This is a genomic window from Nocardia sp. NPDC019219 (assembly GCF_040632645.1).
Classification (GTDB): domain Bacteria; phylum Actinomycetota; class Actinomycetes; order Mycobacteriales; family Mycobacteriaceae; genus Nocardia; species Nocardia sputorum.
The window spans coordinates 184,054-205,263 of sequence record NZ_JBEYCG010000014.1 but is presented as its reverse complement, the minus strand read 5'-3'; the positions used below and the strand labels follow the sequence as shown (position 1 = coordinate 205,263).

At 69.6% G+C, this 21,210-nt stretch carries 15 protein-coding genes; 6 read left to right on the top strand and 9 right to left on the bottom strand.

The window, feature by feature from the left end:
* Positions 1 to 54: 54 nt before the first annotated feature.
* Entirely contained in the window at positions 55 to 1,251 is a 1,197-nt protein-coding gene (locus tag ABZ552_RS24940; protein ID WP_357440055.1) for a histidine kinase, read from the bottom strand.
* Positions 1,252 to 1,552: 301 nt separating this feature from the next.
* Positions 1,553 to 1,990, bottom strand: a complete 438-nt coding sequence (locus ABZ552_RS24935; protein WP_357440052.1) for a hypothetical protein — start codon at positions 1,988 to 1,990, stop codon at positions 1,553 to 1,555.
* Between the two features lie 321 nt (positions 1,991 to 2,311).
* Between ABZ552_RS24935 and dnaE the strand changes: the two genes are divergently transcribed.
* Positions 2,312 to 5,860 carry a DNA polymerase III subunit alpha gene (gene dnaE / locus ABZ552_RS24930; protein WP_281917086.1) on the top strand — a complete coding sequence of 1,183 codons (3,549 nt, stop codon included), beginning with the start codon at positions 2,312 to 2,314 and terminating at the stop codon, positions 5,858 to 5,860.
* Positions 5,861 to 6,129: 269 nt separating this feature from the next.
* On the opposite strand, the gene ABZ552_RS24925 is transcribed toward dnaE, so the two are convergent.
* Positions 6,130 to 7,326 (bottom strand): Cmx/CmrA family chloramphenicol efflux MFS transporter, encoded by a 1,197-nt coding sequence (locus tag ABZ552_RS24925; protein WP_281917087.1) that lies wholly within the window; start codon positions 7,324 to 7,326, stop codon positions 6,130 to 6,132.
* A 72-nt stretch (positions 7,327 to 7,398) separates the two neighbouring features.
* The gene (locus ABZ552_RS24920; RefSeq protein ID WP_281917088.1) at positions 7,399 to 7,971 is read right to left on the bottom strand and encodes a TetR/AcrR family transcriptional regulator; all 573 of its coding nucleotides are present in this window, start codon (positions 7,969 to 7,971) and stop codon (positions 7,399 to 7,401) included.
* Between the two features lie 159 nt (positions 7,972 to 8,130).
* Here ABZ552_RS24920 and ABZ552_RS24915 point away from each other — a divergent pair, with 159 nt between their 5' ends.
* Positions 8,131 to 8,532, top strand: a complete 402-nt coding sequence (locus tag ABZ552_RS24915; RefSeq protein ID WP_357440047.1) for a PPC domain-containing protein — start codon at positions 8,131 to 8,133, stop codon at positions 8,530 to 8,532.
* Between the two features lie 3 nt (positions 8,533 to 8,535).
* On the opposite strand, the gene ABZ552_RS24910 is transcribed toward ABZ552_RS24915, so the two are convergent.
* Complete coding sequence (locus tag ABZ552_RS24910) at positions 8,536 to 9,153, bottom strand: class I SAM-dependent methyltransferase (protein WP_281874536.1); 618 nt, start codon at positions 9,151 to 9,153, stop codon at positions 8,536 to 8,538.
* 556 nt (positions 9,154 to 9,709) lie between these two features.
* Here ABZ552_RS24910 and treZ point away from each other — a divergent pair.
* Positions 9,710 to 11,449 carry a malto-oligosyltrehalose trehalohydrolase gene (gene treZ, locus ABZ552_RS24905; protein WP_357440044.1) on the top strand — a complete coding sequence of 580 codons (1,740 nt, stop codon included), beginning with the start codon at positions 9,710 to 9,712 and terminating at the stop codon, positions 11,447 to 11,449.
* Positions 11,450 to 11,562: 113 nt separating this feature from the next.
* Positions 11,563 to 12,813 (top strand): serine hydrolase domain-containing protein, encoded by a 1,251-nt coding sequence (locus ABZ552_RS24900; RefSeq protein ID WP_281874534.1) that lies wholly within the window; start codon positions 11,563 to 11,565, stop codon positions 12,811 to 12,813.
* A gap of 312 nt (positions 12,814 to 13,125) precedes the next feature.
* Here the strand turns inward: ABZ552_RS24900 and ilvA are convergent, their stop codons facing one another.
* On the bottom strand, positions 13,126 to 14,481 hold the full coding sequence (gene ilvA / locus ABZ552_RS24895) for a threonine ammonia-lyase IlvA (protein WP_281917092.1): 1,356 nt from the start codon (positions 14,479 to 14,481) through the stop codon (positions 13,126 to 13,128).
* A 75-nt stretch (positions 14,482 to 14,556) separates the two neighbouring features.
* Positions 14,557 to 14,991, bottom strand: a complete 435-nt coding sequence (locus ABZ552_RS24890; RefSeq protein WP_281874532.1) for a nitroreductase family deazaflavin-dependent oxidoreductase — start codon at positions 14,989 to 14,991, stop codon at positions 14,557 to 14,559.
* 87 nt (positions 14,992 to 15,078) lie between these two features.
* Here ABZ552_RS24890 and ABZ552_RS24885 point away from each other — a divergent pair, with 87 nt between their 5' ends.
* Positions 15,079 to 15,312 (top strand): hypothetical protein, encoded by a 234-nt coding sequence (locus tag ABZ552_RS24885; RefSeq protein ID WP_281874531.1) that lies wholly within the window; start codon positions 15,079 to 15,081, stop codon positions 15,310 to 15,312.
* A gap of 92 nt (positions 15,313 to 15,404) precedes the next feature.
* Entirely contained in the window at positions 15,405 to 16,616 is a 1,212-nt protein-coding gene (locus ABZ552_RS24880; protein WP_281874529.1) for a DUF2235 domain-containing protein, read from the top strand.
* Here ABZ552_RS24880 and treY read toward each other — a convergent pair.
* Together treY and glgX are read right to left on the bottom strand one after the other, a co-directional pair.
* Positions 16,602 to 19,034, bottom strand: a complete 2,433-nt coding sequence (gene treY, locus ABZ552_RS24875) for a malto-oligosyltrehalose synthase (RefSeq protein WP_281874528.1) — start codon at positions 19,032 to 19,034, stop codon at positions 16,602 to 16,604. The two genes, ABZ552_RS24880 and treY, sit on opposite strands and share 15 nt — an antisense overlap.
* A gap of 11 nt (positions 19,035 to 19,045) precedes the next feature.
* On the bottom strand, positions 19,046 to 21,166 hold the full coding sequence (gene glgX / locus ABZ552_RS24870) for a glycogen debranching protein GlgX (RefSeq protein WP_281874527.1): 2,121 nt from the start codon (positions 21,164 to 21,166) through the stop codon (positions 19,046 to 19,048).
* Positions 21,167 to 21,210 lie beyond the last annotated feature (44 nt).

Sequence of the window (21,210 nt, the reverse complement as noted above, 5' to 3'; positions counted from 1 at the left end):
GGACCGCCGACCGGGCGGCACGCGCCCGGGTCGAGGGTGTCGCGTGCGCCGATTTCACGGCCGGATGCCCGCGCGGAATTTGGGAACGCGCAAGCTGACCTTTGTCCCCGCGCCGGGGGCGGTTTCCACGACCAACCCGTAGTCGTCGCCGAAGGCCGCGCGCAATCGGTCGTCGACGTTGGCCAGTCCGACGTGGGCGGCCTCTCCGGACCCGGCGGGGCCCGTCCCGGCGTCGACGGCGTCCAGCGCGCCGGAGCGCAGGAGGTCCGGGTCCATGCCGACGCCATCGTCCTCGACGCTGATCACGCAGTCGGTGCCCGCGTCGGTGGCGACGATGCTGACGGTGCCGCCGTGGGCGGTGCCCGCCAGCCCGTGCCGCACCGCGTTCTCCACCAGCGGCTGCAGCGCCAGAAAGGGCAGGACCACCCCGAGCACCTCGGGCGCGATCCGCAGCCGGACCTGCAGCGCGTCGCCGAAACGGGCGCGTTCCAGCGCGAGGTATCGCTCGATGTTGCGCAACTCGTCCGACAGCACCGTGAATTCGCCCGCGGCCCGGAAGGAGTACCGGGTGAAGTCGGCGAATTCGAGGATCAGCTCCCTGGCCCGCGCCGGGTCGGTGCGGACGAACGAGGCGATGGTGTTCAGCGCGTTGTAGATGAAGTGCGGGCTGATCTGTGCCCGCAGCGCGCGGACCTCGGCGCGGTCCAGCCGGGCCCGTGACGCGTCCAGTTCGGCCAGCTCGAGCTGTCCGCAGGCGTACCGGGCCACTTCGGCGACCGCGCCGAGCCGACCGGGTCCCGGCTGGCCGGTGCTCACCACGCCCAGGACGCCGGCCACGCCGTTGGATTCGATCAGCAGCGGTTGCGCGATCAGGGTGCGCCCCGCGTGTTCGCCCCGGCCCGGTCCGGCGACGAGCACCGGACGCTCGCCCGCGACGGCGCGCTCGGCGGCTTCGCCGAAGTATTCGGCCAGTTCGGCGTGCGGCCCGTCCCAGGCCAGCAGGGTGCCGTCGGGATCGGCCAGCGCGAGCGCCTCGGCCCCGGTGAGTGCCCGCAGGTGCGGCGCCGCCTCCCGGGCGGACTGCTCGGTGAGCCCGCGCCGCAGCGGTACCGCCGCGAGCGACGCGATGTGCAGCGCCGAATGCACCGCCCGCTCGGCGGGGGTGGTCACCACTCTGCGGGTGCGCGACCAGACCAGCAGCGCACCGGCGATCAACGCGGCCGTGGCCGCGACGGCGAGCGCGGTGGTCATGGCGGGCAGCGGCGCGGGGGTTTCATGGGCTGATTATCCGACCTGATCGGTTGCTGGGCGGTGGCGGCCGTGTAGCGCGAAGACGGCGTGCGGTCGAGCGCGGGCACGGGCGACAGCGTCGCGCGAGGGGGCTGGAGCCGGTGAGAGTGGCCGGCCGCCGCGGTCCCCGGCGATCGGGTGCGGGGTGGCGATCGAGCGCTCGCGGCAAACGATCGCCACAGCGGCCGTACGAGCCGGCCGGTTCGAGTCGAGCGCGGACCGCGCCGCCGCCGGGCGAGGGCGCGGTCCGCCTATGGGAGTCTCAGCCCTGGTACGGAGGCACCGTGAACTCGACGGTGCCCGGGTCGGGGAAGTGCGCCGCGCCGATGGTGACGGTCGCGGTGAACTGGCCGATGCCGGGCGCGAACAGCGTGGAGTGGCTGCTGTTGCCCCAGTAGCCGGGGCCCTGGGCGACCACCTGGAACGTGCCTTCCTGGCCGGTGCCGACGTTGTGCCAGTTCAGCGTGATCGGCAGCGTGCACGGCCCGGTGCCGACCAGCGTCGCGCCCACGGTGAACGCCGCCTGGTTGGGGTAGGCGTTGCCGTTGACCGACATCTGCACCTGACCCACGCACGGCCCCTGAGCCAGGGTGTACACGGTGGCGAACGCGGCGGGCGCGGCGGTCGCGGGCGCGGCCGTCGCGCCCAGGGTCGCCATCGCGGTGAGGGGGACGGTCAACAGTGCTGTGGTCGAATTCATCGACACCTCCACGATTTCGGGAAAACAATCCTGCCTGTCGTGCTCGTCCGTCCCCGGAAGCGCCCGGCAGCGTCGCGGGGAGGGAAGCAGAGCGTACCGCCGTGTCGTGGCCCTCGGCCGGTGGTTGCGGCATTCCGTGCAGTCCCGACACTCGCGGAAATCGGCCGCTCACACGGCGAGTCGCCAGGACGCGCCGGTGATCATCCTCACCGACACGCCGGGCACCTGCGCGACGCCAGCGAGCCGTGCCGAACCGGTCGGTGGGCCCGCCTAGAATCGGTCCAGCCAACCCCCGTCGAGACCTTGGGAGGAAGGACCGTCTTGGCCGCCTCGTCCGGATCGTTCGTCCATCTGCACAACCACACCGAGTACTCCATGCTCGACGGTGCGGCCAAGATCTCGCCACTGTTCACCGAGGCGAAACGGCTGGGGATGAACGCGGTCGGGATGACCGACCACGGCAATATGTACGGCGCGTCGGAGTTCTACAACTCGGCCAAGAAGCACGACATCAAGCCGATCATCGGCATCGAGGCCTACATCGCGCCCGCCTCCCGGTTCGACACCAAGCGCGTGCAGTGGGGCGATCCCAGCCAGAAGGGCGACGACGTCTCCGGCTCCGGGGCCTACACCCACATGACCATGGTCGCCGAGAACGCGACCGGCCTGCGCAACCTGTTCAAGCTCTCCTCGCTGGCCTCGATCGAGGGCCAGCTCGGCAAGTGGGCGCGCATGGACGCGGAGATCATCGCCCAGTACGCCGAGGGCATCATCGCGACGACCGGCTGCCCGTCCGGCGAGGTGCAGACCCGCCTGCGCCTCGGGCACGAGCGTGAGGCGCTGGAGGCCGCGGCCAAGTGGCAGGAGATCTTCGGCAAGGACAACTTCTTCCTCGAGGTCATGGACCACGGCCTGTCCATCGAGCGCCGGGTCCGCGAGGGATTGCTGAACGTCGGCAAGCAGCTGGGCATTCCGGCGCTGGCCACGAACGACTGCCACTACGTCACCAAGGACCAGTCCGCCAACCACGAGGCGCTGCTGTGCGTGCAGACCGGCAAGACGCTGTCGGATCCCACGCGGTTCAAGTTCGACGGTGACGGCTACTACCTGAAATCCGCCGAGGAGATGCGCGCGCTGTGGGACGCCGAGGTGCCCGGCGCGTGTGACAACACGGTGCTGATCGGCGAGCGGGTCCAGTCCTACGACGACGTGTGGGCCTTCAAGGACCGCATGCCGGTCTTCCCGGTGCCCGAGGGCGAGGACCAGGATTCCTGGTTGCGCAAGGAGGTCGACCGCGGCCTGGCGCGCCGGTTCCCGGGCGGCGTGCCCGAGGAGTACTACACCCGCGCCTACTTCGAGCTCGACGTCATCAAGCAGAAGGGCTTCCCCGCCTACTTCCTCGTCGTCGGCGACCTGGTCAAGCACGCGCGGGAAGTCGGTATCCGGGTGGGTCCCGGCCGTGGTTCGGCGGCCGGTTCGCTGGTGGCCTACGCGCTCGGCATCACCAACATCGACCCGCTGCCGCACGGCCTGCTGTTCGAGCGGTTCCTCAACCCGGAGCGTCCGTCCGCGCCCGATATCGATATCGACTTCGACGATCGCCGGCGCGGTGAGATGGTCCGCTACGCCACCGAGAAGTGGGGCAGCGACCGGGTCGCCCAGGTGATCACGTTCGGCACCATCAAGACCAAGGCCGCGATCAAGGACTCCGCGCGCGTCCAGTTCGGCCAGCCCGGCTTCGCCATCGCCGACCAGATATCCAAGGCGCTCCCGCCGCCGATCATGGCCAAGGACATCCCGCTGTCGGGCATCATGGACCCCGATCACGAGCGGTACAAGGAAGCAGCCGAGGTCCGTGAGCTCATCGGCAGCAACCCCGACGTGGCCAAGATCTACGAGACCGCGCGCGGCCTCGAGGGCCTGATCCGCAACGCCGGTGTGCACGCCTGCGCGGTGATCATGTCCTCCGAGCCGTTGATGGACGCCATCCCGGTGTGGAAGCGGCCCCAGGACGGGGCGATCATCACCGGCTGGGACTACCCGTCCTGCGAGGCCATCGGCCTGCTGAAGATGGACTTCCTCGGCCTGCGCAACCTCACCGTCATCGGTGACGCGCTGGACAACATCAAGGCGAACCGCGGCATCGACCTGGACATGGACAACCTGCCGCTGGACGACCCGGCCACCTACGAATTGCTCTCGCGCGGTGACACTCTCGGCGTCTTCCAGCTCGACGGCGGCCCCATGCGCGACCTGCTGCGCCGCATGCAGCCCACCGGCTTCAACGACATCGTCGCCGTGCTCGCGCTGTACCGGCCCGGCCCGATGGGCATGAACGCGCACAACGACTACGCCGACCGCAAGAACGGGCGGCAGCCGATCAAGCCGATCCACCCCGAGCTGGAGGAACCGCTCAAGGACATCCTCGCCGAGACCTACGGCCTGATCGTCTACCAAGAGCAGATCATGTTCATCGCGCAGAAGGTCGCCTCCTACTCGATGGGCAAGGCCGACGCGCTGCGCAAGGCCATGGGTAAGAAGAAGCTCGAAGTGCTCGAGGCCGAGTACAAGGGCTTCCACGAGGGCATGACCGCGAACGGTTTCTCCGAGGCCGCGGTGAAGGCGTTGTGGGACACCATCCTTCCCTTCGCCGGTTACGCGTTCAACAAGTCGCACGCCGCCGGCTACGGCCTCGTCTCGTTCTGGACCGCCTACCTCAAGGCCAACTATCCGGCCGAGTACATGGCGGGTCTGCTCACCTCCGTCGGCGACGACAAGGACAAGGCCGCGGTCTACCTGTCCGACTGCCGCCGCCTCGGCATCACCGTGCTGCCGCCGGACGTCAACGAGTCCGAGCAGAACTTCGCCTCCGTCGGCAAGGACATCCGCTTCGGTCTCGGCGCGGTGCGCAACGTCGGCGCGAACGTCGTGGCCTCGATCATCCAGGCGCGCAAGGAGAAGTCGAAGTTCACCGACTTCTCCGACTACCTGAACAAGATCGACGCGATCGCCGCGAGCAAGAAGGTCACCGAATCGCTGATCAAGGCAGGCGGTTTCGACTCGCTCGGGCACCCGCGCAAGGGCCTGATGCTGATCCACTCCGACGCGATCGATGCCGTGATGGCCACCAAGAAGGCCGAGGCGATGGGTCAATTCGATCTGTTCGGCGGCTTGGACGCGGACGAGTCGGTGACTTCGGTGTTCAACGTGAAGGTGCCCGACGAGGAGTGGGAGTCCAAGCACCGTCTCGCGCTGGAGCGGGAGATGCTCGGGCTGTACGTGTCCGGACATCCGCTCAACGGCGTCGAGCATGTCCTCGCGGCGCAGGCCGACACGCAGATTCCCGCCATCCTCGAAGGCGACATCAAAGACGGCACGCAGGTGACCGTCGGCGGCATTCTCGCCTCGGTGAACCGGCGCATCAACAAGAACGGCCTGGCCTGGGCCTCGGCCCAGCTGGAAGACCTCACCGGTGGCATCGAGGTGCTGTTCTTCCCGCAGGCGTACTCCGTGTACGGGATGGACGTCGTGGAGGACGCCGTGGTGCTGGTCAAAGCGCGCGTCTCGGTCCGCGACGACCGGATCTCGCTGATCGCGAACGATCTCGCCGTGCCCGACCTGTCCGCCGTCGGCGTCGCCAAGCCGCTCGCGGTCACCATCACCACCCGGATGTGCACACCGGACAAGATCGGCGAACTCAAGCGGGTCCTGTCCAGGCATCCCGGCACGTCGGATGTCCACATCCGGCACGTCGGCGCCCGAGACAAGACCACGCTGCTGAAACTCGACGACCGCCTACGCGTCTCCCCGTCGTCGGCACTGATGGGCGACCTGAAGGCGCTGCTGGGCCCGGGCTGCCTGGCGAGCTGAGCGGCATGCTGCGCACGGGCCGTTCGTCGGCGCATGCCCACCCGGGGTTGTGACGTCTAGTGGCACATGGCCGCGGCGAAACGCGAGCGAGAAGAGCTCTCCACCATGTGCCGTTGATCTTGATCTGCGTGGCCCCGCCAGGCCGGTGGGATGCCGTTCGTGACGGCGAGTTCGACCGGCCGGCCTGAACGGGTTCCCACGCAGAACGACAGCGGCCCCGCACCCGATCTGCATCGTCGGGCCAGGGCCGCTGCCTGGGTGGGCAGGGGTTATCCCACTTCGGCCAGCGCCGGGGCAGGCGCGCCGGCCGACGCTCGCGCCGCCTCCTTGCGTTGCAGGGCGTGGCTGCCCGCGACGACGGCGAGGGCGGCCACGCCGAGGACCACGCCGATCCACGCGACCGCCGGGTAGCCGAGGCCCGCGCCGATGGCCAGCCCGCCGAGCCAAGGGCCTGCGGTGATGCCGACGTTGAACGAGGAGATGTTGGTGGCTCCCGCCAGGGTGGGCGCGTCGCCGGCGAGGGTGAAGACGCGGCTGTTCAGGGTCGGGTTGATGCCGAAGCCGAACGCGCCCAACAGGAATGACAGCAGCACGACCGGCACGGCGTGTTCCATGGTGAGGGCGAGCAGCGCGGAGGTGAGCACGCCACCGGCGATGCCGACGTACAGGCTGGTGAGCGGGTGATCGTCGGCGGTGCGCCCGCCGAGGACGATGCCGAGGAAGGCGCCCAGTCCGTAGACGCCGAGTACCACCGGAATCCAGCCGTCCGCCAGGCCGGTGGTGCGGGACAGCAGAGCGCCGAGGTAGGCGAAGGTGACCATCAGCGCGGCGATGGACAGCGCGGTGGTGGCGTAGGACAGCCACAGCGCGGGACGCATCATGGTCCGCAGTTCGGTGCGCAATCGCAGCGGCGCGTCGGTCCGTCCGCCGGGGATCTTCGCCAGCACGCCGATCCCGGCCGCCGCCGACAACAGCGCGACCGCCCAGAACGCCGCCCGCCAGCCCAGTTGCTGCCCGATCACGGTGCCCGCCGGGAGCCCGATGATGATGGCCAAGGTGAGCCCGCCCGCGACGATGCTCATCGCCTTGCCGCGCGCGGTGACAGGAACCAGGCTGATCGCCGTGGTCGCGGCCACCGCCCAGAACCCGGCGTAGACGAACGCGCCGACCACCCGCGTCGCGAACAGCACCCAGTAGTCCGAGGTGAGCGCCCCGACGACGTGTGTGCCGACGAACACCGCGAGGAAGGCCAGCAGCGCCGTCCGCCGCGACCAGCGCAGCGTCGCCACCGCCAGCACCGGCGCGCCCACCAGCATGCCCAGGGCGAACCCGGAGATGAGCAGCCCCGCGCGCGGCACGGAGACGCCCAGGTCTCCGGCCATCTCGGTGAGCAGGCCCGCGAGCATCAGCTCCGAGGTGCCCTGGGCGAAGATCGACAGACCCAGGACGTAGATCGCCACGGGCATCGGTACCTCCTTGTTTTGTACTGATCTATCCAAAATGTGGGCGCGGCGAAGCCGTCGCCGAGCCGAGAGGGTTCAGAGGGCGTCGAGCGCGGTGGTCGCGATGGCGGCCAGCGTTTCGCGGTCCGCGCCGCCGCGCGCGGCCACCCGCATCCCGCTGATCGTGGCGATCACGAAGTGGGCCAGCGCTCGCGGATCCTTGTCCGGCGCGATCTCGCCCGCGCGCCGGGCGCTGTCGAAGACGTCGATGAGCGCGGCGAGCCGTCGTTCGTGATCGGCGGCGAGCACGGCGGCGAGTTCGGGATCGCGCGGGGCGAGTTCGATCATCGAATTGACCACGAGGCAGCCGAGCGGGTCCTCGTCGGGGGCCTCGACGATCTGCCACAACAAAGCGTGGATCTTGGCGCGCACCTCCGCCGGGCTGTCGAGCAGATCGAACGTCGCGGCGTTCTTCGTCGTCATGTAGCGGCGCAGGGCGCGGCCGAACAGGTCGCGCTTGCTGGTGAAGGTGTTGTAGATGCTGCTGCGGCCGAGGCCGGTCGCGGCGCAGAGGTCTTCGGTGGAGGTCGCCTCGTATCCCGCGCGCCAGAAGGCGTGCATCGCCGCGTCCACCGCGCGGTCCTCGTCGAACGATCTGGGTCGTGGCATGGGTTCAGGCTAGCACAGTTTTGAACAGATCGTTCCAATATCTGGCCGATGGCTTGTGACCTGCGGTGTTTCAAACCGCAAGGCGCTGTTAAGCATTCGATAGGCGGGTGCGCGGACAGTTCTGGAGCAAGTCGTCCACTCCAGGAAACGAGGATCACCATGCAAGCCATCCTGCGCACCCTGCGCCTGCTCGTGCTCGGCGTCACGCTGTTCGTGCCCGCGTTCGCCGTCGCGGCGGTCGGGGCGGGCGCGGCGAACGCGGGCTCGGTCTACGAGATCGAGTTCGCGCCGGGAAGCGATCACACGTCGATCGACGGAGCGGTCGTCCGCGGCGACGCCGACACCTTCGCGTTCGAGGCGCGGGCCGGGCAGACCTTGACCCTCGACCTCAGCTCGGTCGAGGGCAACGCGCGGTTCACCACCAGCGGCCCGGACGGGCGCGTCCTGTGCGCGGAGGAGACCTGGAGCCGGATCACGTTGCCCAAGAGCGGCTACTACACCATCTCGGTGGAGCCGAGCCGTGGCAACGCGACCTACACCTTGTCGGTGCGCATCGTCTGATCGTCAGGGCGACACCGCGACACCGAGCGTCTGGGCGACCAGGAAGCGGGGAGCGTGCTCCCCGTAGAACGACTCGGCGTCGCGGATCTCGAAACCGGCGTCTGTCACCAGGCCGCGGATGTCGCGGTTGAGGTGGCAGCCGCCGAACAGTCGTTTCTGAACCGGGTTCAGCCGGTTCTGCCACACTCGCACTTTTTCGTCCGGTGCCCGTCCGTGTTCGACGAAATGCAGGGTGCCGCCAGGGACGAGGACCCGGCGCACCTCGGCGAGCGCGGCGGCGATGTCGGGGATGGTGCACATCGTCCAGGTCGACAGCGCGCAGTCGAAGGTGTCGTCGGCGAAGGGCAGCGCCTGCCCGTCCAGCCCGGCCCGCTCGACCGGCACGGTGGCGGCGGCGAGGCGGCCGCTCGCCAGCCGCCAGCCGAGATCGGCGGGCTCGACCGCGCACACCTTCTCGACCGCCGCCGGGTAGAACGGCACATTCAATCCGGAACCGAAACCGATTTCCACGACCCGCCCGTGCAGGCCGGCGCACGCCCGCTCACGTAACGGCTTCAAGTCCTGCAACCCGCAGGCAAGGTCGACGATCCGGGGGACCACGTGCTCCGCATAGACGCCCACCTCTCCACTCTCGCAGGCACGACCTGTTCAGACCAGGGCCCCACGACCATTTGCCAGGCGGATTCCTGCGCTCGGCCGGTCACGCCCTCGACCGCGGACGTCTTGACGTCACGCCGGCCGGGGCGCGCGTGCGCCAGTAGCTGCAGCATCCACGGGTGCCTGCGTTAGAGGCGCCACTTCTGGTGCGCCTTGTCCCGGGCGGCGGGATCTCGGCGAGCACCAGCTCCCGCGATCCTCGTCAGGAGCGCTTCCCGGTCGGGAAGTGGCGTTAGAGCATGGCGGTGGCGACGCCGGGCGCACTGGCCGGGGTGCATGGTGAGGCCGTCGATCCCGTCGCGGTCGGTCGGCTCCACCGCCGCGCGAGTGATGTCGGGTCAGCCCCGTGGGACGAGCGGCGCCGCGTACGGGAATGTAGCGGGCGCGGGCCGGCACTGTCGGTCGCGGATCTGGTCGCGCGGACCACGTGCACCGGCCGGTTGCCGCGCATCAGGGGTTGCTGCATCGAGGCCGGTGTCCGTATCCGGCGGGCCGGGCGTGCCCGTGCGATGCTGGCGCGGTGACTGTGTTCGAGGTGTGGGCGCCGCGGCCGGAGGCGGTGCGACTGGATCTGGAGGGTGTCGTCCACTCGATGAGGCGGTCGCCGGACGGGTGGTGGCGCACCGATGTTCCGGCCGCGGACGGGGCCGGATACGGCTTCCTGCTCGACGACGACCCGACCGTCCTGCCCGATCCCCGTTCCCCGCGCCAGCCCGACGGAGTACACGCCCGCTCGGCCCTGCACACCCTCGATCCGGCGGGGTGGACCGACGCGCACTGGACCGGGCGGCCGCAGGCCGGGGCGGTCTACTACGAGTTGCACATCGGAACATTCACCCCCGAAGGCACCTTCGACGCGGCGATCGAACGGCTCGACCATCTGGTCCGGCTGGGCGTCACCGTGGTCGAAGTGATGCCGGTGAACGCCTTCGACGGCACGCACAACTGGGGCTACGACGGCGTGCTCTGGTACGCGGTGCAGGAGAGCTACGGCGGCCCCGACGGTTTGCAGCGGTTCGTGAACGCCTGCCATCTGCGCGGGCTGGCGGTCTGCCTGGACGTGGTCTACAACCATCTCGGCCCGTCCGGCAACTACCTGCCCCGTTTCGCGCCCTACCTGACGGAGGGCCGCAACACGTGGGGCCAGAGCCTCAACCTGGACGGCCCGCAGTCCGATCACGTGCGCGCCCACATCCTGGACAACGCGTTGCGCTGGTTGCGGGATTTCCACATCGACGCCCTGCGTCTGGACGCCGTGCACGCTCTGGTGGACCGCACCGCCACACACCTGCTGACCGAACTGTCGGTCGCCGTCGAGCGGCTCGCCACCCACGTGCGCAGGCCGCTGACGCTGGTCGCGGAGAGCGACCTGAACGATCCGAAGCTGATCACCCCGCGCGCGGCCGGCGGCTACGGCCTCACCGCCCAGTGGAACGACGACCTGCATCACGCCGTGCACACCGCCGTCTCCGGCGAACGGCAGGGCTACTACGCCGACTTCGGTTCGCTGCGCTGCCTGGCCCGCACGCTGAAGCACGGCTACTTCCACGCCGCAACGTATTCCAGTTTCCGCGGGCGCACGCACGGCCGCCCGATCGATCGGAGCCTGATCCCCGGCAGCGCGCTGCTGGCCTACACCTGCGATCACGACCAGATCGGCAACCGGGCACTCGGCGACCGCCCGAGCGCCTACCTGACCGATGGGCAGCTGGCGATCAAAGCCGCCCTCGTGCTGTGCGGGCCGTTCACGCCGATGCTGTTCATGGGGGAGGAGTGGGGAGCGCGCACGCCGTTCCAGTTCTTCACCTCGCACACCGATCCAGAGGTCGCCGCCGCCACCGCATCCGGGCGCAAGAAGGAGTTCGCCGCCCACGGCTGGCCCGCGGGCGAGGTGCCGGACCCGCAGGACGTGAAGACGTTCCTGCGCTCCAAGCTCGACTGGACCGAAGCCGACGAACCGGGGCACGCCCGGATGCTGTCCTGCTATCGCGCCCTGCTCGCCCTGCGCCGGGACCGGGCGGAGCTCAGTGACCCCTGGCTGACCCACGTTTCGGTGGACTACGACGAGGCCGCCCGATGGATCGTCCTGCGCCGGGGCACGCTGGCCCTGGTGTGCAACCTCGGCGAGGACCAGGTGGCGGTGCCGATCGCGGGCATCCCGCTGCTGTCCTGGGAGTCGCCGACGATCGGCCCTTCCGCCACAACCGTTCCCGGCCACTCCTTCACCCTGCTGGAAACCGCCCCGCCCGGCCCGCGCTGAGCGCGTGGAACCCCAGCTCGCGGCAGGCTTTCGGGCGGTCGCCCGGTAACGGGCGTGCAACTGTCCGAGACAGGTACTTTGCCGGAATCGTCCCATGCCATTACCGTGGAGAGATGAGCAACGTCGCTTCCGGGGACCTCGCGGTTCTTCCCCCGGGGATGGGTGGCAGCGCCGCCGCCGAATTCGCACCGTTCGTGCGCGCTTTCGCACGGGCGTTCGGCAATCGCCGGGGTGCGGGCGCGGCGTTCACGCTGCACCGGCACGGAGAGCCGCTGGTGGACATCTGGGTCGGCTCCGGCGGTGACGCTCCGTGGACCAGGGACACCGGCACGATCATCTTCTCGGCCACCAAAGGGATCGCCGCCACCGTCGTCCATCGTCTCGCCGATCGCGGGTTGCTCGACTACTCCGCCCCGGTCGCGGAGTACTGGCCGGAGTTCGGCGCCAACGGCAAGCGCAAGATCACCGTTCGCCATCTGCTCACCCACCGGGCTGGACTGTCCGCGCTGGCCCCCATCGCGACCGGCGGCCTGGCCGACGTGCTGGATCACGAGCTCATGGAACAGCGCCTGGCCGCGGCGAAGCCCGACCGCCTGCTCGGCGTGCCCACCTACCACGCGCTCACCTTCGGCTGGCTGATCGGCGGCCTGACTCGCTCGATCACCGGCATCAGCCTGGGGGAATTGATCCGCACGGAGGTCGCCGAACCACTCGGCATCGAAGGACTGCATTTGGGCAAGCCGCCCGCCGGCTCGCCGACCATCTACGCCCCGCTGGCGGGCACCCAGCTCAGCGCGCTCGGAAAACCCTTGGGTGCGGCTGTTCTCGGCCGGAGTCACCGGATCCCCGGCGCGCTCGGCGCCGCCACCCGCTGCCTGTTCCTCCCCGGCCTGGAAGCCATTCTGGAAGGCGCGAGCCCGCCGATCCTGGACACCGAACTCGGCGCGGGCAACGGCGTGGCCACTGCCCCCGCGCTGGCCCAGTTGTACGGCGCGCTCGCGGGCGACGGCACCGTGGCCGACCGCAGATACCTCGGTCGCCACACCATGAAGGCCCTGCGCCGCATCGAGACCTACCAGCCCGATCGCGCGCTGTTCTACCTGCCGATGATGTGGCGCCTGGGCTACCACTCCCTGCCGATGCCGGGCGCTCACGCCGGGTTCGGGCACATCGGCCTGGGCGGCTCCTTCGGCTGGGCCGAACCACGGCTGGGCCTGTCGGTCGGCTTCGTGCACAACCGGTTGTCCGCCGCCCAGCTCAGCTACGACCAGACGGTGGCATTCTGGCTGCTGCCGCTCATGCTGAACTGCCTGCGCGCTTCCCGGCGCCGGATCCCGGCCACGGAGACGCCCAAGGCGGCCTGAGGCCCCCGGCGTGCTGTCCGAGCGGGCTCGGGGCACCCGTTCGACCGGTGGTGTGACGTTTCCGAGAGGGCGTAACGGCGTCCCGCACCGGTGGCGTGACGTCCGAGGGCATCAGGTGTTCAGCGGCGTGACGGCCGAGGCGGCGTGACGTGGCCCGGTGCACCGGTGGCGTGATGTCCGAGGGGCCGGTACCGGCGGCGTGACGTCCAAGGGCGTGGGGGCATCCGGTACCGGCGGCGTGATGTTCGGGAGGGCAGACGCGCCCGGTACCGGCGGTGTAGACGCTGACACCGGACGCGCACGGATTCCGGGTCAGGTCAGGTAGCGGTAAGCCGGTGAATCGGGCTCGAGGCGCTCGCACTGGATCGGAGAGTGCCGCATCCGGTCCAGCAACGGCGCCAGCCCGTCCGGCGCGCCGAGTTCGATGCCGACCAGCGCCGCGCCCGTCTCCCGGTTGTTGCGCTTGACGTACTCGAACAGCGTGATGTCGTCGTCCGGGCCGAGCACCTCGTTGAGGAAACGGCGCAGCGCACCGGGTTCCTGCGGGAAATCCACCAGGAAGTAGTGCTTGAGGCCGCTGTGCACGAGCGAGCGCTCGATGATCTCGCCGTAGCGGGACACGTCGTTGTTGCCGCCGGATACCAGGCACACCACCGTCGAGCCCGGCTCCACGGTGATCTCCGCCAGCGCCGTGGTGGTGAGCGCGCCCGCGGGCTCGGCGATGATGCCCTCGTTCTGGTACAGGTCGAGCATGGTCGTGCAGATCGCGCCCTCGTCGACCTGCATCATCTGGAAAGCTCCCGCGCCGCGCGGAGATTCGGTGGTGGTGAGCAACGGCAGCGAGGCGTGCGAGACCACCCGCCCGCCGAAACCGGACACCGCGGCGTACGGCACGGTGCCGACCCGGCGCACCGCGGCGCCGTCCACGAACGGATCGATCTCCGGCAGCGTGACCGGACCGCCGGCCACCAGCGCCGCGGTCATCGAGGCCGCGCCCGCGGGCTCCACGCCGAGGATGGCGGTCTGTGGCGAGCGCGCCCGCAGGTAGGTGCCGATACCGGCCAGGCAGCCGCCGCCGCCCACCGGCACGATCACCAGGTCGGGCGAGGTGGGCAGCTGCTCCAGGATCTCCGCGGCGATGGTGCCCTGACCGGCCGCGGTGCGCGTGTCGTCGAACGGCGGCACCATGGTGGCGCCGGTGCGTTCCACGTCGGCGGCGGCGGCCGCGGCGGCGGCGTCGTAGGTCTCGCCGACCGCGATCAGTTCGACGAACTCGCCGCCGTGCACCCGGATACGGTCACGCTTCTGCTTCGGCGTCGTGGTCGGCACGTAGATGCGGCCCTTGATCCCCATCGCCTGGCAGGCGAACGCGACGCCTTGGGCGTGGTTGCCCGCGCTGGCCGCGACGACGCCCGCGGCGCGCTCGTCCTCGGTCAGCTGGACCACCAGGTTGTAGGCGCCGCGCAGCTTGTAGGAGCGCACCGGGCTGAGGTCTTCGCGCTTCAGGTAGACGTTCGCCCCGGTCAGCTGGGACAGCCGTTCGCTGCGCTGTAGCGGGGTCGGATCGATGACGTCGGCAATTCGCTTGTGGGCAGCATCGATCTCGTCCGCGGTGAGCGCGGGGCGAGAAGCGGACAATGCGTCGAGGACATCAAGCGGATTGGACACCCGAATCATGGTGCCACCCGCTGCGGCGGTGACCTGCGGCGGGTGGCGGTGACACGCTGGCTACCTGCGTAGGAGCTACCTGGGCGTGAGGACGAAGACGGGGATCTGACGGTCGGTCTTGGTCTGATAGTTCGCGTAGTCGGGCCACACCTCGACCGCGCGCTCCCACCACCGCGCCTTCTCCTCGCCGAAGACCTCGCGCGCGGTGTAATCCTTGTTGACCGTGCCGTCGCGCAGCTCTACATGCGGTTCGGCCTTGATGTTGTAGTACCAGACGGGGTGCTTCGGCGCGCCGCCCAAAGAGGCGACCACGGCGTACTCGCCGTTGTGCTCCACCCGCATCAGCGGTGTCTTGCGCAGCTTGCCGGTCTTCGCACCTTTGGTGGTGAGCAGGATGATCGGCTTGCCTTGCAAGGTCGCGCCCTCGGTGCCGCCGGAGTTCTCGTACTTCTCGGCTTGCTCGCGGGCCCAGCCGGATGTGCTCGGTTCGTATTCACCTGTCAATGGCATGTCTGCGGCAACGCCGCGGCGATTCGCTGTGTTCCCTGCGACAAAAGTTCGCTGGCCCGAACTTCGAATTCCGACTACCCTGAGGAGATGGCGGTCGTTCACTCCTCGGCGCGCGGCACCACGATCGACATCGCGGGCTCCGCGTGGCCGGCCTACAAGCTCGACGCACTGGTCGTCGGGCTGGTGAGCTGCCTGGTCCTGGCCCTGATCACAGGATCGTCGCAGATCGCGGTCCTCGTCGCGGCGGCGCTCGGCGCGGCCCGGTGGCTGATCGGCATGGCGTTCGCGGGTCTCGACGACCGGTCCGGCGGCACGCCGTAAGTCCTCCGCATTAACGCTCTCCCGTCCCACGCGATGAATTCGAGTAGTCGAGTACGCGGGTTTCGATGGGATACCAGCGGGAGGATCAGCGCATGAAACGCCTGGTTGTATGTTGCGACGGCACCTGGAAGGCCGAATCGAGCAGCACGGTTTCGAATATTGTCAAGATCGCCCAGACGATCCGGTTCGACGCGCCGGGGCCTGCGGGAGAGACGATCCAGCAGTGGGTCACCTACGTCTCCGGTCCGGGCGCGCGCGGCTTTCTCAGCGATCGCCTGATGGGCGGCGCCTTCGGTCTCGGTCTCGAGGCGAACCTGTCGTCCGCCTACTGGCATCTCGCCTTGAACTGGGAGAAGGGCGACGAGATCTACATCTTCGGCTTCAGTCGCGGCGCGTTCACCGCGCGCAGCCTGGCCGGCCTGATCAGCCGCATCGGGATCATGACCCCGGAGGCGATGATCGAGGGCAAGTACCCGGAAGCATTGCGCATCTACCGGCAGCCCCCGCCCGCGCCCACGCCCGAAGACCCGGACCCGGCGGAGCCGCGGGAGTGGCAGGAGTTCCGCCGGAAGCACTGCAGGAGAGCGAAGATCGATTTCCTCGGCGTGTTCGACACCGTCGGCGCGCTTGGAGTCCCCGGCATCACCTCGCTGCGCCACCGCTTCCACGATGTCAAGCTCTCGCGTCACGTGCACTGCGCCCGCCAGGCGCTGGCCATCGACGAGCGGCGGCGCAACTTCGAGCCGTCCGTGTGGGAGGTGCCGGTCGAACCGACCGTGAAGTACCGGCGCGGGTTCGAGCGGGTCAAGCAGGTGTGGTTCCCCGGCGTGCACAGCGATATCGGGGGCGGCTACGCCGAATGCGGTCTGTCCGACGCGACCTTGCAGTGGATGGTCCGCGAGGCGGAGTCGGTCGGTCTGGCCTTCGACCGCGACCGGCTGGCCGCGCTGTCGAAGCGCTGCGACACCACCGACGGCGATCACATGCGGCTGCACGATTCGCTGAGCATCGGCTACCGCATCCTGAACGTACTGCGCACGCTGCGCAATCCGCGCAGCCCCCGCTTCCACTGGGACTCCTGGCGGCGGATCGCCACGCCCACCGATCAGGGCGTGCGGCTGTCGGCCAGCACGCAGGACGCGCTGGACTACCAGCCCGCGAACCTGCGCCGGTGGCGCGCGGAGCTGGGCGGTGTGATCCCGGAGAAGACCTTCGAGCAGGTACGCGGTGTGTTCGAGAAGGAGCTCGAGCACGTCCCCGTGCCGGCCGACGCGTCCGCGCTCCAGCTCTCAGCGCACCAGTAGGGCGACCGGCAGCCTGCCGAACATCTTCTCCAGCCGCGCCCGGCCCTGGAAGGTGTGCCCGGTCAGCCGATCGGTCCAGCTGCCCGCGGGCAGGTCGAGGAACGTGTCGCCCCATCCGGTCTCGGCCAGGCCCACGCTGTGGCGGGTGGCGGCGACGATCACCTCGGGCGGCTCGCCCGCACGGCCGCGGGCGTAGGACACCACCTTGCTCGCGTGGTCGCCGGTCGCGAACAGCGGCCGGTAGGCGCCGCCGACGAAGCAGTCGGGACGTTCGCGACGCAACCACAGCGCGTAGGCGACGATCCACATCTTCGCCGCGCCGGTGGTGTCCAGCGCCGGTGTGCCGGTGAGCGATTGCAGCATGCCCGCGCGGGCGGCGAAGTCCACCGGCCTGCGGTTGTCCGGGTCGACGAGGGAGTCCTCCCACAGCTCGCAGCCCTGGTAGACGTCCGGGATGCCCGGCCCGCACAGTTGCAGCAGTTTCTGCGCCAGCGCGTCCGACCAAGCGTGCGGGGCCAGCTCGTGCACCAGGTCGCCGAGTTCGGAGCCCACCGGCCCGTCGATCACCGCGTCCAGCCAGGCGTGCACGGCGGCCTCGAACTCGGCGTCCGGCTCCTCCCAGGAGGTCTTGGTGTTCGCCTCCCGCATCGCCTTCTCGGCGAACGCGTGCAACCGTTCGCGCAGACCGGGCACCGACGCGGCGGGCCTGCCGTCCGCGGGCCACACGCCGAACATGTTCTGTAGCAGGAACAGCGCCGTCGCACCGTCCGGCGCGGGGGCCGTCTCCAGCCAGGAGTCGACGTTGCGCGCCCAGGTCTCCGCGGCCTGGGACAGGACGCCGATGCGGGCGCGCACGTCCTCGCCGCGTTTGGTGTCGTGGGTGGACAGCGTCGTCAGTGTGGCGGGCCACAGCTGCGCGCGCTGGCTCATGGACAGATGGAACTCGTTGAGCGAGTGGCCGAAACGCGCCGGGTTGCCGCCCACCTCCTGCAACGAGACCAGCCGCGCGGCCTGATAGAACATGGTGTCCTCGACCGCCTTCGCGGTCACCGCGCCGCAGACCTGGCTGAAGCGCACCGCCGCGGCCCCGTCGGCGGCCAGCGCCGCGACCAGGACCGCCAGCGGCGCGGTGAGCTCGCTGTTGCGCTTCTCCACCTCGGCGATCACCGCGCCCGCCATCCCGGCCAGCGGCGCGTAGTCGGCCCGGTACACCGGCATGAACGCCAGCACCTCGATGGTGGCGTTGGTCAGCGCCATGGTGTCGAAACTCTCGGCGTTCGCGTCCTGTTTGATCGCGGCCACCAGCCGCCGGATCTCCGGCGCCAGAATGGTCTCCGCGACCGCGCGCTTGATCCGGTGCTCGGTCTCGCCGATCCAGGCCCGGTCGCTGCCGTGCCCGGCGACGCGGCGCGAGAGCTCGGTGAGCGCGTGCTCGCCGCGCGGATCGATCAGCACGCCGCCGAAGTCGGCGAGCGCCTCGTAGCCGGTGGTTCCGTCGATCGGCAGGGTCGCGTCCAGCGGCTCACGGTTGGCCAGGATCTTCTCCACCAGCAGCAGCCGGTGCGGGCCGATCAGCCTGCGCAACCGGGTGAGGTACCCGGCGGGATCGGCCAGGCCGTCCGGATGGTCGATCCGCACGCCGTCGATCAGGTCGTGCTCGCACCACGCGGCGAGCTCACGGTGGGTGAGCTCGAAGACCTCGGGGTTCTCCTGCCGGATCGCGGCCAGGCTGCTGACCGCGAAGAACCGCCGGTAGGTGCACAGCCCGGCCTTCCAGCTCACCAGCCGGTAGTGCTGTTTGTCGTGGATGCGCAGGGCGTTGTCGCCGTCGGTGCCCGGCGCGATCGGGAAACGCAGATCGTGCAGGGCGAGCATGGGTTCGGCGCCGGATCGGTCCACGGTCAACGCGGCCGGGTCGTTCTCGCTCTGCAGCACCGGCAGCGCCAGCCGTCCGCCCGCGCCGTTGCCCGGGCTCCAATCGATGTCGAAGTACGGCGCGAACCGCGACTCCTGGCCGTTGCGCAGGACGTCCCACCACCATACGTTCTGCCGCGGATCGGCCACGCCGACGTGATTGGGCACCAAGTCCACGATCAGTCCCATGCCACGGCTGCGCACCTCGTCGGCGAGGGCCTTGAGCCCGGTGGGGCCGCCGAGCGCGGCGGAGACCGTGGTCGGGTCGGTGACGTCGTAGCCGTGCGTCGAACCGTGTGTCGCGGTGAGGATCGGCGACAGATACAGGTGCGAGATGCCCAGCTGCTGCAGGTATTCCGCGATGGCGCGCGCCTCGGCGAAGGTCAGCGCGTCCGGGCGCAGCTGTAGCCGGTAGGCGCTGCGGATCGTGGTCTGGAGTGCGGGCTTGCGGCGCAGGGATACCGGGTCGGTCACGTGCGTCTCGGTGGAATCGGGTGCGTTCATCGGCATTCGGGTCAGGCGGCCAGGCGGAGGACGAGGAGACAGCGAGCTTCGACGGCGACGGTCGCGCCGCCGGGATACCCGGCGTCGGCCAGGCCGGTCGGCGTCGAGCAATCCAGTGCTACCGACCACTCCGTGCCGTCGCCGGTGCTCGGTAGCACGAAGTCGATAGCCGCGTCATGGGCGTTGAAACACAACAGGAACGAATCGTCGGTGATCCGCTCGCCGCGCGGGCCCGGTTCGGGGATCGCTTCGCCGTTGAGGTAGACCGCCAGCGACTTGCCGAATCCGCTGTCCCAGTCCGCTTCGGTCATCTCCTCGCCGGACGGGGTGAGCCAGGCGATATCGCGGGCGTTGTCCGCCGACCGGATCGGCCCGCCCGCGAAGAAGCGGCGACGCCGGAAGACGGGGTGTTCGGTGCGCAACGCCACCACCGCGCGGGTGAATTCGAGCAGATCGGCGTTCTCCTCCCGCAGGGACCAGTCCATCCAGGCCAGCGGGGAGTCCTGGCAGTAGACGTTGTTGTTGCCGTGCTGGGTGCGGCCCATCTCGTCGCCGTGCGCGAGCATCGGCACGCCCTGGCTGAGCATCAGCGTCGCCAGCAGGTTGCGGCTCTGCCGGGCGCGCAGGGCGAGGATGCCCGGATCGTCGGTCGGGCCTTCGGCGCCGCAGTTCCACGAGCGGTTCCAGCTCTCGCCGTCCCGGTTGCCCTCGCCGTTGGCCTCGTTGTGCTTCTCGTTGTAGGACACCAGGTCGCGCAACGTGAACCCGTCGTGCGCGGTGACGAAGTTGATGCTGGCGCTCGGCCTGCGGCCGGTGGCCTCGTACAGGTCCGAGGAGCCGGTGAGCCGGGAGGCGAACTCGCCCAGCGTCGCCGGTTCGCCGCGCCAGTAGTCGCGGACGGTGTCGCGGTATTTGCCGTTCCACTCCGTCCACAGGCCGGGGAAGTTGCCCACCTGGTAGCCGCCCTCGCCGACGTCCCACGGCTCGGCGATCAGTTTGACCTGGCTGACCACCGGGTCCTGCTGCACCAGGTCGAAGAACGTCGAGAGCCGGTCCACGTCGTGCAACTCCCGCGCCAGCGTCGCGGCCAGATCGAAGCGGAAGCCGTCGACGTGCATCTCCAGGATCCAGTAGCGCAGCGAGTCCATGATCAGCTGCAAGGTGTGCGGGTGACGCACGTTGAGGCTGTTGCCGGTGCCCGTGTAATCCATGTAGTGCGACGGGTCGTCGTCGACCAAGCGGTAATAGGCGGCGTTGTCGATGCCGCGGAAACCGATCGTCGGGCCGCGGTGGTTGCCCTCGGCGGTGTGGTTGTAGACCACGTCGAGGATCACCTCGATGCCTTCGGCGTGCAGCGCGCGCACCATCGCCTTGAACTCGGTGACCGCTGACCCGGCGCGGTCCATCGTCGCGTACTCGTTGTGCGGCGCGAGGTAGCCGAAGCTGTTGTACCCCCAGTAGTTCCGCAGTCCCTGGTCCAGCAGCACGCGATCGTGCAGGAATTGGTGCACCGGCATCAGTTCGATCGCGGTGACCCCCAATCCCTTCAGATGGTCGACGATCGCGGGGTGCGCGATGCCGGAGTAGGTGCCGCGCAATTCCTCCGGCACCTCGGGATGGGTCATCGTCATGCCTTTGACGTGCGCCTCGTAGATCACCGTCTCGTGGTAGGGGCGGTTGGGCGCACGGTCGGCGCCCCAGTCGAAGTACGGGTTGATCACCACGCCGGTCATGGTGTGGCCGAGGGAGTCCAGACCGTGGGTGTAGAGCGAGGGGTGATCGTCGAAGTCACCGTCGAACGCCTTGCCGTACGGATCGAGCAGCAACTTGCTCGGATCGCAGCGCAGGCCACGGTCGGGGTCGTACGGGCCGTGCACCCGGAACCCGTAACGCTGCCCGGGATCGATCCCCGGCAGGTAGGCATGCCAGACGTAGCCGTCTACCTCGTCGAGCGCGATCCGGGTCTCGGCGCCGTCCCCCTCGATCAGGCAGAGTTCGACCGCGTCGGCAACTTCCGAGAACACCGAGAAATTGGTGCCCGCGCCGTCGTAGGTGGCCCCGAGGGGATAGGCGGTGCCGGGCCAGACACCCAGTGGTGTCGCGTCGCCGGGCGCTGCGTCGGGCTGAGCCATGGCAACGACAGTAGCGGCAGGCGGGCGCTCCGCTGTGCGGGTGG

Excerpts from the sequence above, each read along its gene's own strand:
- ABZ552_RS24925 (WP_281917087.1), bottom strand. The coding sequence starts at position 7,326 with ATGCCCGTGGCGATCTACGTCCTGGGTCTGTCGATCTTCGCCCAGGGC.
- ABZ552_RS24885 (WP_281874531.1), top strand. The coding sequence starts at position 15,079 with ATGGCGGTCGTTCACTCCTCGGCGCGCGGCACCACGATCGACATCGCG.
- ABZ552_RS24940 (WP_357440055.1), bottom strand. The coding sequence starts at position 1,251 with ATGACCACCGCGCTCGCCGTCGCGGCCACGGCCGCGTTGATCGCCGGT.
- ABZ552_RS24935 (WP_357440052.1), bottom strand. The coding sequence starts at position 1,990 with ATGAATTCGACCACAGCACTGTTGACCGTCCCCCTCACCGCGATGGCG.
- glgX (WP_281874527.1), bottom strand. The coding sequence starts at position 21,166 with ATGGCTCAGCCCGACGCAGCGCCCGGCGACGCGACACCACTGGGTGTC.
- ABZ552_RS24915 (WP_357440047.1), top strand. The coding sequence starts at position 8,131 with ATGCAAGCCATCCTGCGCACCCTGCGCCTGCTCGTGCTCGGCGTCACG.
- ABZ552_RS24880 (WP_281874529.1), top strand. The coding sequence starts at position 15,405 with ATGAAACGCCTGGTTGTATGTTGCGACGGCACCTGGAAGGCCGAATCG.
- treY (WP_281874528.1), bottom strand. The coding sequence starts at position 19,034 with ATGAACGCACCCGATTCCACCGAGACGCACGTGACCGACCCGGTATCC.
- ABZ552_RS24890 (WP_281874532.1), bottom strand. The coding sequence starts at position 14,991 with ATGCCATTGACAGGTGAATACGAACCGAGCACATCCGGCTGGGCCCGC.
- ABZ552_RS24900 (WP_281874534.1), top strand. The coding sequence starts at position 11,563 with ATGAGCAACGTCGCTTCCGGGGACCTCGCGGTTCTTCCCCCGGGGATG.
- ABZ552_RS24920 (WP_281917088.1), bottom strand. The coding sequence starts at position 7,971 with ATGCCACGACCCAGATCGTTCGACGAGGACCGCGCGGTGGACGCGGCG.